This is a genomic window from Rhodococcus sp. 14-2483-1-1 (genome assembly GCF_002259335.1).
GTDB lineage: Bacteria > Actinomycetota > Actinomycetes > Mycobacteriales > Mycobacteriaceae > Rhodococcoides.
The window spans coordinates 369,313-382,883 of sequence record NZ_NPFX01000023.1; the positions used below are offsets into that span (position 1 = coordinate 369,313).

At 64.9% G+C, this 13,571-nt stretch carries 11 protein-coding genes; 3 read left to right on the forward strand and 8 right to left on the reverse strand.

The genetic code is table 11. From position 1 onward, the window contains the following. Window positions 1–59: 59 nt before the first annotated feature. From nirB to CH294_RS25065, 3 genes are all read right to left on the reverse strand, one after another. Window positions 60–2,555 (reverse strand): nitrite reductase large subunit NirB, encoded by a 2,496-nt coding sequence (nirB, locus tag CH294_RS25055; protein WP_094739297.1) that lies wholly within the window; start codon window positions 2,553–2,555, stop codon window positions 60–62. A 61-nt stretch (window positions 2,556–2,616) separates the two neighbouring features. Continuing rightward, complete coding sequence (locus CH294_RS25060; protein ID WP_032403556.1) at window positions 2,617–4,026, reverse strand: nitrate/nitrite transporter; 1,410 nt, start codon at window positions 4,024–4,026, stop codon at window positions 2,617–2,619. A 214-nt stretch (window positions 4,027–4,240) separates the two neighbouring features. After that, window positions 4,241–5,482 carry an MFS transporter gene (locus CH294_RS25065; protein ID WP_094739344.1) on the reverse strand — a complete coding sequence of 414 codons (1,242 nt, stop codon included), beginning with the start codon at window positions 5,480–5,482 and terminating at the stop codon, window positions 4,241–4,243. Between the two features lie 81 nt (window positions 5,483–5,563). Between CH294_RS25065 and CH294_RS25070 the strand changes: the two genes are divergently transcribed. Continuing rightward, on the forward strand, window positions 5,564–6,253 hold the full coding sequence (locus tag CH294_RS25070) for an FCD domain-containing protein (protein ID WP_032376920.1): 690 nt from the start codon (window positions 5,564–5,566) through the stop codon (window positions 6,251–6,253). Here CH294_RS25070 and CH294_RS25075 read toward each other — a convergent pair. The 3 genes from CH294_RS25075 to CH294_RS25085 all read right to left on the reverse strand — a co-directional run bounded on the left by CH294_RS25075 (window position 6,243) and on the right by CH294_RS25085 (window position 9,401). Next, on the reverse strand, window positions 6,243–7,097 hold the full coding sequence (locus CH294_RS25075) for a TIGR02569 family protein (RefSeq protein WP_032403554.1): 855 nt from the start codon (window positions 7,095–7,097) through the stop codon (window positions 6,243–6,245). The two genes, CH294_RS25070 and CH294_RS25075, sit on opposite strands and share 11 nt — an antisense overlap. Window positions 7,098–7,157: 60 nt before the next feature. After that, window positions 7,158–8,324: an adenylyltransferase/sulfurtransferase MoeZ gene (moeZ, locus tag CH294_RS25080; RefSeq protein ID WP_094739298.1), complete on the reverse strand. Its 1,167-nt coding sequence runs from the start codon at window positions 8,322–8,324 to the stop codon at window positions 7,158–7,160. Between the two features lie 93 nt (window positions 8,325–8,417). Then, on the reverse strand, window positions 8,418–9,401 hold the full coding sequence (locus CH294_RS25085) for a DUF3152 domain-containing protein (protein ID WP_094610600.1): 984 nt from the start codon (window positions 9,399–9,401) through the stop codon (window positions 8,418–8,420). A gap of 395 nt (window positions 9,402–9,796) precedes the next feature. Between CH294_RS25085 and CH294_RS25095 the strand changes: the two genes are divergently transcribed. Continuing rightward, on the forward strand, window positions 9,797–10,450 hold the full coding sequence (locus CH294_RS25095) for a TetR/AcrR family transcriptional regulator (RefSeq protein ID WP_032378141.1): 654 nt from the start codon (window positions 9,797–9,799) through the stop codon (window positions 10,448–10,450). A gap of 77 nt (window positions 10,451–10,527) precedes the next feature. On the opposite strand, the gene CH294_RS25100 is transcribed toward CH294_RS25095, so the two are convergent. Further along, window positions 10,528–10,755 (reverse strand): DUF3107 domain-containing protein, encoded by a 228-nt coding sequence (locus CH294_RS25100; protein WP_170944847.1) that lies wholly within the window; start codon window positions 10,753–10,755, stop codon window positions 10,528–10,530. A gap of 131 nt (window positions 10,756–10,886) precedes the next feature. Further along, the gene (locus CH294_RS25105; RefSeq protein ID WP_032376916.1) at window positions 10,887–11,606 is read right to left on the reverse strand and encodes a ferritin-like fold-containing protein; all 720 of its coding nucleotides are present in this window, start codon (window positions 11,604–11,606) and stop codon (window positions 10,887–10,889) included. A 303-nt stretch (window positions 11,607–11,909) separates the two neighbouring features. On the opposite strand from CH294_RS25105, the gene CH294_RS25110 reads away from it, so the two are divergent. Continuing rightward, window positions 11,910–13,571 (forward strand): DEAD/DEAH box helicase, encoded by a 1,662-nt coding sequence (locus tag CH294_RS25110; protein WP_094739299.1) that lies wholly within the window; start codon window positions 11,910–11,912, stop codon window positions 13,569–13,571.

A 13,571-nucleotide genomic window follows, 5' to 3' on the forward strand; every position in this document is an offset into this window, starting at 1 on the left:
CTCACCTGTGCACATGCACTCAGTTTCGTGACCTGGCGTATGTCAGGCCGGGGTCGGTCCTAGGCACCGACGCGCGGCATTCCCATCAGCACGGGGATCTTGCGTGCTCCGGAGTCGTCGAACGCAATGGTGGGATCGGCCTCGGCCGGTGCGTTGACGAACGAGACGAAACGACCGAGCTTCTCGTCGTCTTCGAGCACGCCCGCCCATTCGTCCTTGTAGCCGGCGACGTGGCGCTCCATGTCGGCTTCGAGTTCTGCGCCGATACCGAGGCTGTCGTCGCATACGACGGCTTTGAGATGATCGAGTCCCCCGTCGAGCGATTCGAGCCACGGCGCGGTGCGCTGCAGTCGGTCTGCGGTGCGCACGTAGAACATGAGGTACCGATCGATGTAGCTGACCAACGTGGTGTCGTCCAGATTCGAGGCCAGCAATTGGGCGTGCTTGGGTGACTGGCCGCCGTTTCCGCCGACGTAGAGGTTCCAACCGCCCTCGGTAGCGATGATTCCGACGTCCTTTCCACGAGCCTCGGCGCATTCACGCGCACAGCCCGATACCCCGAACTTGATCTTGTGCGGGGACCTCAGCCCTCGATAGCGGTTCTCCAGGTCGACGGCCATCCCCACCGAATCCTGGACACCGTACCGGCACCAACTGGAACCGACGCAGCTCTTGACCGTGCGCAGCGACTTCCCGTATGCCTGGCCCGATTCCATGCCTGCGTCGACGAGGCGCTTCCAGATAGCAGGCAACTGCTCGACGCGGGCACCGAACATATCGATGCGCTGTCCGCCCGTCACCTTGGTGTAGAGCCCGAAATCGCGAGCGACCTCGCCGATGACGATCAGCTGCTCGGGGGTGCATTCGCCGCCGGGCATCCGCGGCACCACCGAGTACGTGCCGTTCTTCTGGATATTGGCCAGGAAGTGATCGTTGGTGTCCTGCAGCGAGGCCTGCTCGCCGTCCAGAATGTGATCCGAAGACGTCGATGCGAGGATCGACGCGACGACGGGCTTGCAGATGTCGCAGCCGGTTCCGCTGCCGTACTTGGCGATCAGCGACGAGAAGGTGCGTGTGTTCGTTGCCCGAACGATCTCGAACAGCTCGGCCCTGGATTGAGAGAAGTGCTCGCACAAGGACTTCGAGAGCACCACCCCGGATGCGGCCAGCAACGACTTGATGGACGGCAGACATCCGCCGCAGGTGGTGCCCGCGGTGGTGCAACTCTTCACGGCCGCCAGATCGCACGCTCCGTCGGCGATGGCCGAGCAGATGGCACCCTTGCTCACGCCGTTGCAGGAGCAGATCTCGGCGTCGTCGGGCAGCGCACCGATACCGACCTGTTCGGCTGCCGGTGAGATCAGGGCTCCGGGGTCGCCGGGCAATTCTCGTCCGACGAGCGGCCGCAGCAGCGAATACGCGGAGGCGTCGCCGACGAGGATGCCGCCGAGGAGGGTCTTCGCGTCGTCGGTCACGACGAGCTTGGCGTACGTTCCCTTGGGCGCATCGCTGAACACCACCTCGAGAGCACCCGGAGTGGCCGCCATCGCGTCGCCGAAGCTCGCGACATCGACGCCCATGAGCTTGAGTTTGGTGGACATGTCGGCACCAGGGAATTGCGCTGCGCCGCCGAGCAATCGGTCGGCCACCACCTCTGCCGTCGAGTACCCGGGGGCAACGAGGCCGTAGCACCGGCCCTCGACCGCGGCACACTCGCCGATCGCGAATACGGCGGGATCGGATGTAGTGCAACCGATGTCGACCATGATGCCGCCGCGCTCGCCGACCTCGAGGCCACTCTCGCGGGCCAGCCGATCCTGGGGACGCACACCGGCGGAGAACACCAACAGAGCGGCGTCGATCGTGCTGCCGTCGCTCAGCTCGACCGTCAGGCCGGCGCTGTCGTTCTCGGAGATCGACGATGTACCGACTCCCACATGGACGTTCAGCCCGAGCTCGGTGACGAGACGAGCCAACAGCGCGCCTCCGCCCTCGTCGACCTGCAGCGGCATCAATCGTGGAGCGAACTCGATGACGTGCGGGGTCATGCCCATCTTCTGCAGTGCATTGGCCGCTTCGAGACCGAGTAGACCTCCGCCGACGACGACCCCCACGGCACCGGGGCCCGCTGCGTCCGCTCGGGCCCGGATCTTGTCCAGGTCGTCGAGGGTCCGGTAGACGAAGCAGCCAGGTAGATCGTGCCCGGGGATCGGCGGCACGAACGGATAGGATCCGGTGGCGAGCACGAGCGCGTCGTACTCCACCGTGTCGCCCGCGGAGGTCTCGACGGTCCGGTGATCACGGTCGATGCGATCGGCACGCACTCCGGTGCGCATCTCGACGAGAAGGTCACCGGGGTAGTCGTTACCCGCCAGCGCCAGTTCCTTGTGGTCCCAGGCACCGACGTAGGACGACAGGCCCACTCGGTCGTACGCCGGCAACGCTTCCTCGCAGAGGACCGTGACCTTCCACTCTGCCGCCTCGTCGCGCGCGCGCAACGCTTCGACGAACCGGTGCCCGACCATTCCATGACCTACCACTACCGCGTTCTTCATTGCGGGTCCTTCCGAATTTGCGTTGTCGTGCAGAGCTTTTCGTCCGTTCAACCAGAGCGCGTCAGACGGCTACCGAAGCGTCGGCAGAGCTGGTCTTGCGCAGGTAGATCGCCCAGGTGACGATCGCGCACACGATGTAGAAGCCGAGGAACACCCAGAACGCGGTGGTCGCGGACTTCGCAGTGCCCGAGTACGACGCTCGCAGAACCAGATTGATTCCGACGCCGCCCAGCGCGCCGATCGCACCGGCGATACCGATGAGAGCGCCGGACATCTTGCGCGACCAGTGCTGCTGCTCGTCGACCGTCATGCCCTGAAGCTGAACCGACTTCGCGGCGAAGATCGCGGGGATCATCTTGTAGACCGATCCGTTGCCCAGACCCGAGAGCAAGAAGAGTGCAATGAATCCGATGACGAAGAGCACCATGACCGTGCCGCTGGCCGCTCCGGGCGTCGAGTCGTCCCAAGTGCTGGCCGCTACCAGAATTCCTGTCGAGAAGGTCATGGCCACGAACGTGTACAGGGTGATCTTGCCGCCGCCGATCTTGTCTGCGAGCTTGCCTCCGAAGGGCCGCGACAGCGATCCCAGCAATGGACCGAGGAACGCGATCTGAGCAGCGTGCAGCGAAGCCTGCGCCTGCAGCGCGGGGGTTGCAGGGGCCCCGTCGGTGAGTCCGGCGAGGAAGTTGATCTGCAGCACCTGACCGAACGCGAAACTGAAGCCGATGAACGAGCCGAAGGTACCGATGTAGAGGAAGGCGATCCACCACGCATCGGAGAACTTCAGCACGTCGATCATGGAGCGGCCGTTGGTCTTCTGGTTGTCGAGATTGTCCATGTACAACGCGGCACCGACGGCGGCGATCGCGATGAACACGAGATACACGGCGCAGACGATCTCGGGCGCGGTGTTGCCGATGGTGGCGATGACGAGCAACCCGATGAGCTGGATGACGGGCACGCCGATGTTGCCACCGCCTGCATTCAGGCCGAGCGCCCAACCTTTTTCGCGCTGGGGATAGAACGCATTGATGTTCGTCATGGAGGATGCGAAGTTGCCACCGCCCACGCCGGCGAACGCCGCCACGATGATGTACGTGGTGTACGACGCCGGATTCAGCATGAAGTACATCGTCAGTACGGTCGGGATCAGCAGCACCAAGGCGCTGAAGATGGTCCAGTTCCGCCCACCGAACTTGGCCGTGGCGAAGGTGTACGGGATCCGAAGGATTGCGCCGACGAGAGTGGGGACGGCGACGAGGAAGAATTTGCCCGCCGCGTCGATGCCGTAGACCGACAACGGCATGAACAGCACCATCACCGACCAGATCGACCAGATCGAGAATCCGACGTGCTCGGCGACCACCGACCAGATCAAATTGCGCTTGGCGATCTGCTTGCCACCGGCCTCCCAGGCCTCGACGTCCTCGGAATTCCAGTGCGCAATGTGATGGTTCACGGAAACGGGCACTGTTCCGGGCGGAACCGTCGTGGTGGTGGCTGAGCCGGCGTCTGCCGAAGCGCTGCGAGAAAGGCTGGTCACGTTGTGGCCTCCTGATCGGTGTGTGAACCGAACATAGGAAAGCCATGTTGCCGCGGCGCTGCGCGCGATGACTCGTTGATTAACTTGGTCTCACGCGCCGTCGAGCACCGACGTGAGCTGAAGCGTCGACGTTCGCCGAACGTCACCAGGTGTCTTCGAGCATCCTCGGTCGACAGCACAGGAATCCTCCGACGAGCAGAACCGCTACGCACCCGGTCAGCAGCACGAGCGGCAGTCCCCATCCACCGGACAGCGTGTGCAGCTGCCCGAACAGGATCGGACCGGTCGAGGACACCACATAACCCAGCCCCTGGGTGAACCCCGACAGCGAGGACGATCCGACCGGGGTGCGCGTCCTGAGGTTGATCAGCGTCAGCGACATCGGGAAGGTCATGGTGCCGAGCCCGACGAGGCACACCCACACCACGGTTCCGGCAGCCGGAGACCAGTGCAGTCCTGCGAAGCCACCGAGGTAGCACGCGGCCGCGACGACCACGATGCCGTACGGATTCTTCACGCGCGCGCAGAGAGTCGGAGCGGCCAGCGAGGTGATCAATCCCATTGCACCGAACGCGGCAACGGATGCACCGGCCAAGGCTTCGCTGATGCCTGCGTCGATCAGGAGCGTCGGCAGCCACGTCAGCATCGCGTAGGTGATCAGCGACGTCATCGCGAACATCATCACCATTCCCCACGCCAGCGACGATCGATGAATTCGGCCGCTCGGCGGCGCGTGCACCGCCGAGGATCCGGCCTCGGCCGAGATGTCCTTCTCGTCATGGCCGCGACGGGCCACCACCACACCGAGCCACGGCACGGCGGCGGCCACTCCGACGACGGCCCAGATACCGATGGACACGCGCCAACCGTGGGCGTCGGCGACGGGAACGGCCAGTAGAGGCGGGACCATGGTGCTGACCTGCAAGGCACAGATGTAGATGGTGCTCACCACCGCCAGGCGGTCGGAGAAGTACCGCTTGACCAACGGCGGGATGACGACGTTTCCGATACCCATGCCTGCGAGGGCTATTGCGGACAACGCGAGCAACGACGCGGTGTTCGGTGCGAACGCCCGAGTGGCCATACCGATGGTGGTGAGAGTCATGGCGAGCAGTGCAGCTCGCTCGAGTCCGGTGCGCTTGGCGAGAAACGGCGTCGCCAGACCGAACACGGCGAACATCGCCGGCGGCAACATACCGACGAGGCCGATCACCGTGGAGCCGAACTGGAGGTCGGTGCCGATCCTGCCGAACAGCGGGCTGATCGAGGTCACGGCGGCGCGCAGTGTCAGCGCAGACAGCACGATCGCAGAGAAGACGAGAATTCGACCGCGCACGAGCGAGGTACTGCGGAGGCGGGTATCGGGAACGGTAGGCGCACTCACCGCGTAATCATAGGATGACCGGATCATCGGGTGCAAAGCATTACTATCGACGGCGAAACGTTCACAGTCCGAGGAGCCCACGTGCGGCAGGTCCAGCGATCGAGCCTGATAACCCAGGTCACCGCACAGTTGCGTGACGAGATCACGTCGCAGAGATGGCCGGTGGGCACCCGCATCCCCACCGAGCCGGAATTGTGTGAAATCACCGGGACCGGTCGCAACACTGTTCGCGAAGCGGTCCAAGCTCTCGTGCACGCCGGCATGGTCGAGCGCAGGCAGGGTTCGGGCACCTTCGTCATGACCTGCTCCGACCTCGGCGGCACCCTTGGCAAGTACTTCTCGGACGCCCGGCACCGCGACGTCACCGAACTCCGCCAGACCCTGGAGGTCACTGCAGCTGCGCTCGCCGCCGACCGACGCGACGACGAGGACATCCGAGTCATGCTGGGCGCGCTGAAGGATCGCAACGCGGCGTGGTCGAACGAGACCCCACTGGCGGACGCCGTCCGGATCGACGCGCGCCTGCACCGCGCCATCGTCGCAGCCAGCCATAACGCGATCTATCTGGAGTTCTACGACTCACTGCTGCCGGTGATCCATGACGCCATGCGCCACCATGCCATCGAACACGACGACGACTACGTCGCCGAGCACACCGCACTCGTCCATGCCGTCATCGACGGAGACGCCGATCGCGCGTCGGATGCAGCTCGATCACTGTTCCACGAACTGTCCGAACCACTCGCTCGCGCAACGGAATCTACAGAATGAGGCGCACCAGGTCTGCTGTTCGTGCGAGACCCGGAAAGGCCTCGGAAGTCGAACGCGGATGGAGCGCGTGAACAGCGAGACGAAACATCAACGCGCGCAGCAACATCTGTGGCCACTCGGGTAGATCGTCCCAGCGACCCACCAGACCGTCGTCGGCGTCACCCCAGGACAGGGCATCCACCACCGCTACTCCGGCGGCCCACGGCGCGGGACGCCAATACGGCGTGATGTCGCTGATTCCGGGTGCGTCGCTGCCCGAGAACAGCACCGTTCCGAACAGGTCGCCGTGTACCAGTTGATCCGGTGACTCGACGGGTTTACGCAGCGTCGCAAGCTGTTTGACCAACTCGAGACTGCTTTTTCCGTCACTGGAGGACGGCTCGGGTGCGCCTGCTCCGCGCGCCGATCGGAGGGGGACGGCCTCCCACGCCGCTCTGTCGGCTGCGACGAACACGTCCACATCTGCCCACGGTGCAACGGGCGGCTGAACCAAGAATCGGGGACGCTCCAGTTGCGCCGTCGCCGAGTGCAGACGCAACGACAACGAGACCACCTCGTCGTGCCGGGGCTCGGGTTCGCCGGCCACGAACGTGTCTGCGCGCCAGCCCGACACGACGTACCGACCGTCGGTGGAGCGCACCGGGCGAGCGAGTCGAACTCCATCCACCGTCAACGTCTCGCGTACCTTGGCCGACCAGGCCGCGCGGGCGTGGTCGGCCACCGGAGACAGCACGACGTCACCCAGACGCCACCCTCCGTCCCAGTCCGCGCCGAGGGGTGCCGGCTCGACATCGCGCAGCCCGAACGTAGAGATCACGTGCTGAGGGGGTTCGACAGAGCTCACGGTCGCCACGCTACCGCCGATCGGTGCGTCACTGCGGACGACGCGCACACACGCACCGCTTCAGTAGATGGGCAAACCAGGGTCTATTTGCTTGGCCCACTCCACTATTCCGCCCTGCAGATGGGACGCGTCGGCAAAACCGGCACCGACGACCGCGCTGAGCACTTCCGCGGACCTGATGCCGGTTTTGCAGTACAGCACGATCGGCACGTGCTGCGGCAACTCGGCCATGGCCGCACCGGAGAGGATCCGATCCTTGGGAATCAGGCGTGCGCCGTCGATGCGAACGATGTCCCACTCGACCGGCTCACGCACATCGATCAGAGCAACCTCGCGCCCGGACTCCATCATTGCCCGGAGCTGAACCGGGGTAACTTCCTCGCCGACGGATTCGACTGCCGGAACAACTCCACAGAATGCCTCGTAGTCGATCAACTCGGTGATCGGGGTCCGATGCGGATCGCGGGTCAACCGCACCGTTCGATAGCTCATCGCCAGTGCGTCGTAGATCATCAATCTGCCCAACAGCGTCTCGCCGATGCCGGTGATCAACTTGATGGCCTCGGTCACCATGACCGAACCGATCGAAGCGCACAACACTCCCAGCACGCCACCTTCGGCACACGACGGCACCATTCCCGGCGGCGGAGCCTCGGGGTACAGGTCGCGATAGTTGATGCCCACTCCCCCGGGTGCTGCATCCCAGAACACCGAAACCTGGCCCTCGAATCGATAGATCGAACCCCACACGTACGGAATGCCGACCAGGGCAGCTGCATCGTTGACGAGGTACCGGGTTGCAAAATTGTCGGTGCCGTCGAGAACGAGATCGTAGTGTGCGAAGAGTTCGAGCGCGTTCGAGGAATCCAGTCGAACCTTGTGCAACGTCACCTCGACGCCGTCGTTGAGTTCGAGAATCGAATCTCTGGCACTGTCGGCTTTCGCCCGGCCCACATCGGAACGACCGTGGATGATCTGCCGTTGCAGATTGGACAGTTCGACATCGTCGAATTCCACGATTCCCAAGGTCCCGACACCTGCGGCTGCGAGATAGAGCAGTGCAGGTGAACCCAACCCCCCGGCACCGACGACGAGTACACGGGCGTTGCGCAGGCGCTTCTGGCCGTCCGTTCCCACGCTGGGAATGATCAGATGACGGCTGTATCGCGCTACGTCCTCGGGCGTCAGTTCGCCCGCGGGTTCGACCAGCGGAGGTAGGTGGACCACGATGCAGCGACGCTCCTCGACTCGACACGGCGGCCGGTGACCCCGATCGCCACGTTCGAATCTAATCCCCCAGCTGGTCCGAAACCCAGCCGGTCACGCTCGCGGGTACGGCCACGGATTGAATCGACATGTCTTGCCGTCCATGGGGACTACGCCCTCCGGATCCAGTCGTGCGATGTCGTCGTTGGACGTGCCGAACGTCTGTTGCATCATCACCGGTGCCAGGCCGCCGTCGGCCTCGCACGGCTGGTGCTGCTGGTAGCCGATTGCGTGGCCCACCTCGTGGTTGATCTGATACTGGCGGTACGAGCCGATGTCTCCTTGGAACGAGATCGCCCCGCGGACCCACCTCGGCTCGTTCAGGACGACTCGCTCGATGCCCGGGTTGTAGCAGGAGACTTCGAGCTGAATGTCGTAGCCGCACGCCTGCCGGATGGACATCTGCGACGTCAGCGAGATCCTGAAGTCGGGGTCCCCCTGGTCGATTCGCCGAAACGCGAAACGCGGGTCGTTCGTCCAGCTCTTGGGATTGGCGAGTGTCTGGTCCACCAGACGGCCGAACGACTCGTCGCCGCCGAATCCGACCGTGTCGACACCGTCCTCCACCTCGACCGTGTACGTGAACACCCGCTCGGTCCCCTGTCCCACCTGCTCGGTGGAACCGGCCACGGTGTGCCACGTGCCGGCACCCTGGACCGCGAAGGGGCCCCCATCCGGCAGTTCACCCGAGGAGATCGACGACGCGAAATTACCGTCCGCCTGTGGCGGTACACCGATGATTCCGGTGCCCGAGGTCGTATCGGAGCTCAGAGCGCCGAAACCGGGATCGGCGTTGGTGGACTGCGCCGCGGTGCCGGTGACCGGGTCGCCGGTGCGCACGGCATCGAATACCACGAGCGCAGTGACCACGATCAGAACTGGAACCGCGTATGCCCGCCAGCCGTACGTCGAGGCGAACTTTCCGATCTTGCTCTGCTTGCGGACATCGCGGTCGGGTCGACGATTGCGTTGCTTGACCTCGCGCTGCGTCGGATCCCACTGCGCGCGCAATGGTTGATGAGAACCGCGACTACCCACCGTGCGTGGAAACTCGTCCGACCGATCGTCGTACTCGTCGTCGACGCCGCCCGACTGCACACCACCGCGGATACGCGGCCCGCCTCGGTCAGTCACTCGATCACGATCTCACAATCCTCACCGCCCGCTGCTCGGCACGCCGACAACGAGACCGGAACTATCGGGTTCTCGGTACGGAAACATCCTACAAACAAACCGTTCGACGTGATCCGGCTTCGAGCAATTCGTTCCTGGTCCCCCAGGATCCCGACCGTGCCGGACGCCACGAGTATCGTTGCCCGTGATCTGCGCTACGAGTGATCCGAACCGATGGCTACCCGCCGGAAGTTCACGACGGATCGCTCGCTGTCGAACCAAGACGAGCGCAGTTGTCGACGCGGATGGGAACGGAATTGATGACAGATCTCGACGACCGGAGGTCCTCGGACCGGCCGGCCACCACCGGCAATCGACGCAGCGCACGGCTGCCACGCGATGCCCGTCGGGCGCAGCTGCTCGCCGCTGCGAGCGAAATATTCGTGACCCGCGGCTATCACGCGTCCGGAATGGACGAGATCGCCGAATGCGCAGGCGTCAGCAAACCGGTCCTCTACCAGCACTTCCCCGGGAAGCTCGAGCTGTATCTGGCGGTGCTGCAGAGCTACGTCGACACGTTGATCGCGGGCGTTCGCCAGGCCCTTCGCTCGACCACCGACAACCGACAGCGCGTGCGCGCCGCGGTACTGGCGTTCTACGACTTCGTCGACACCGACACTCAGGGCTTCCGCCTGGTGTTCGAGTCCGATCTGATGGGCGATCCCCAGGTCAACTCACGAGTCGAGCAGGCGACCGAGGCGTGCGTCGACGCCGTGTTCGATCTGGTCGCGCACGACTCGGGACTCGACCCGTATCGGGCCCGCGTGCTCGCCGTCGGTCTGGTCGGAGCGAGCCAGTTCACCGCCCGATACTGGCTGGAAGCCGACCGGCCCATATCCAAGGAAGACGCGGTGGACACCACCGTGTCGCTGGCCTGGGGCGGTCTGTCGCACGTTCCGCTGCAAGCCCCGTAGGAACCTCTTCCCGTTCAACGCCACACGCCCCTCACTCGACGTCGAGTGAGGGGCGTGTGGTGCGTTTCCCGGCCGTGTCAGGAGGTCGCGAATCCGACCTTCCGAGCATCGGACGGACCGATCTCGACGTACGACACCTTGGCGGCCTGGATCAAGAACTTGCGTCCCTTCTCGTCCTCCAACGACAGCACTCCATCCTTACCGGCGAAGGCGGTCGACACGAGCGCTTCGACCTCGGCCGGGGACTGCGTGCTGTTCACGACGAGCTCACGGGAACTCTCCGAAACACCGATCTTGACCTCCACGGTCAACCTCCGAACTCTCGACAACTCTGCTCACGCCAGGCTAGTGCAGCGGGGTCGGCCCAGACGTCCGACGCCCTGTGCTGTCAGCGAACACCGCCGTGTGTTGTCGGCGAACACCGGCGTCGGACGGGTCAGTCCAGGCCGAGCGAGGACATCCGCTCCGAGTGCTGTTCCTGCATCCGATCGAACAGTGCGACCACTCCGTTCAAGTCGCCCGAGGCGGTGATGACGAGATCGGTCAGCGACTCTCGTTGCGCGAGCACGAACTGCGCTTGGGTGATGGCTTCGCCGAGCAGGCGGCGACCCCACAGCATCAGCCGCGCCTTGTCCTGCGAGCTCGCCCGAACCCGCTCGGACACTTCGTGGACGACGAACTCCGAATGCCCGGTCTCGGCCAGCACGTCTCGCACGATCTCCGCGACGTCGGGATCGAGGCTGTGCGCGATCTGCCGGTAGAAGTCCGCTGCGATCCCGTCGCCCACGTAGGCCTTGACCAGGGACTCCAACCACGTCGACGGAGTGGTCGATGCGTGGTATTCGTCCAGAGCACGCACGAACGGAGCCATCGAGGCATATACGTCGAGACCCCGAACGGACAACGCTCGCTCCAGCGTCTCGAAGTGGCTCATCTCCGCCGCCGCCATGCTGGCCAGGGCCACGCGGCCCTCCATCGACGGCGCCATTCGCGCATCCTCGGCCAGCCGATAGAAGGCCGAGATCTCGCCGTAGGCGAGTACCGCGAACAAGTCTGGAACTCCCGGGTGATCGTGCGCGATGGCCGGCTCTGCCGGCTCGACGAGCGTGGTGGATGCATCTATGGACGACGACGACTCCGGCGAGTGGGCTCCCATGGGTGGCAATCGTAGTCCCGTGCGCGACGCCCCGCCGCGGCGCGCGTCGTACCCGCCGTGACCGGCCGACCATGGTGAATTCGGCTCGGCAAGCTACCATGGTGCTCGATCGTCGCTCGCGGACCGATGGAACGGACCGAAGAACATGTGATGGTCATCGATAATGTGCGCGCACCTGATCCGGGTCGCCTCGACAGCTTCGCCGCAGCGGACATCGCAGTCCGTGGCCGCGCTGAGGCTGACGGCGACATCACATCGGATTGAGGGCATCGACTTCGGCCGGCAATAGGCCTGTGCCCTTCCTTGTGCGCGCGTTCGAACACGAGGAAGGCCAGTCCCCTGAGCAAGATAGTCATCGACCAAGAATCCGAGACCGGCGACACGACGTTGTCGGCGCAACTCGACGACACCCACGTACCTCCCACGTTCGCGGAACTGAACGTCGACGCGGCCATCGTTCGCGCTCTCTCCGAGATGGGAATCGAGCGCACCTTCGCCATCCAGGAGCTGACGCTGCCGCTCGCCATCGCGGGCGACGACCTCATCGGTCAGGCACGTACCGGCATGGGCAAGACGTTCGGCTTCGGTGTTCCACTTCTGCACCGGCTCGCCACGGACAACTCCGGCACCACCCCGCTCGACGGCACTCCGCGTGCCCTGATCATCGTGCCGACCCGTGAACTGTGCGTCCAGGTCAGCTCCGATCTCGAGAACGCCTCCAAGTACCTCAGCGGTGCCAACGGACCCGTCAAGGTGCTCTCCATCTACGGTGGCCGCCCGTACGAGGCTCAGATCAGCGCGCTACAGAACGGGGTCGACGTCGTCGTCGGAACTCCCGGCCGTCTGCTCGACCTCGCCAAGCAGAACCACCTGATTCTGGGCAAGGTCGGCGTACTCGTTCTCGACGAAGCCGACGAGATGCTCGACCTCGGGTTCCTTCCCGACATCGAACGCATCCTCGGCATGGTGCCCGACAAGCGTCAGACGATGCTGTTCTCAGCCACGATGCCCGGCCCGATCATCACGCTGGCGCGCACCTTCCTGACGCAACCGACGCACATCCGGGCCGAAGAAGCGGAGTCCTCCGCCGTCCACGACCGCACCGCCCAGCACGTGTACCGGGCGCACGCACTCGACAAGGTCGAGATGGTGGCCAAGGTCCTCAAGGCCGAGGGCCGCGGCGCGACGATGGTGTTCACTCGCACCAAGCGCACCGCTCAGAAGGTCGCCGACGAGCTGGCCGAGCGTGGCTACTCGGTCGGTGCCGTGCACGGTGACCTCGGTCAGGTCCAACGCGAGAAGGCTCTCAAGGCGTTCCGCACCGGGAAGATCGACGTTCTGGTGGCCACCGATGTCGCAGCACGCGGTATCGACATCGACGACGTCACCCACGTCATCAACTACCAGTGCCCCGAGGACGAGAAGACCTATGTGCACCGCATCGGTCGCACCGGCCGCGCCGGACGCACCGGCATCGCAGTCACCCTGGTCGACTGGGACGACATCCCCCGCTGGCAGCTGATCGACAAGGCGCTCGATCTCGGTATGCCGGATCCGGTCGAGACCTATTCGAGCTCGCCGCACCTGTTCACCGACCTCGGTATCGCCACGGACGCCACCGGCACTGTGCGCAAGGCGCCCTCGCGCGCCCCGGAGAAGGCGGAGGAAGACAGCGAGACCGACGCGGCAGCGCCTGCCGCGGACGCATCGTCGGCAGCGACCAAGCCCCGCCGCTCGCGCAGTCGCCGTCGCACTCGTGCAGGGCAGGGTGGCGAGACCGCAGGCTCCGCCGCGGCGTCGAACGATTCCCCATCTGCCGCGACTTCGGTTGGCGAACAGTCGGATACGACCGATACGGCGTCCGCCGACACGGCCACGAAGACTGCCCCACGCCGCCGCAGGCGCCGTCGCTCCAGTGGATCCTCTGCCGATGCCGGACCGTCGACTGCGAGCGCTACGGAGTAG

What these genes read in the sequence shown, in the direction of transcription:
- CH294_RS25105 (WP_032376916.1), bottom strand. Translation starts at nt 11,606, where the DNA reads ATGGGAGCCCACTCGCCGGAGTCGTCGTCGTCCATAGATGCATCCACC.
- CH294_RS25095 (WP_032378141.1), top strand. Translation starts at nt 9,797, where the DNA reads ATGACAGATCTCGACGACCGGAGGTCCTCGGACCGGCCGGCCACCACC.
- nirB (WP_094739297.1), bottom strand. Translation starts at nt 2,555, where the DNA reads ATGAAGAACGCGGTAGTGGTAGGTCATGGAATGGTCGGGCACCGGTTC.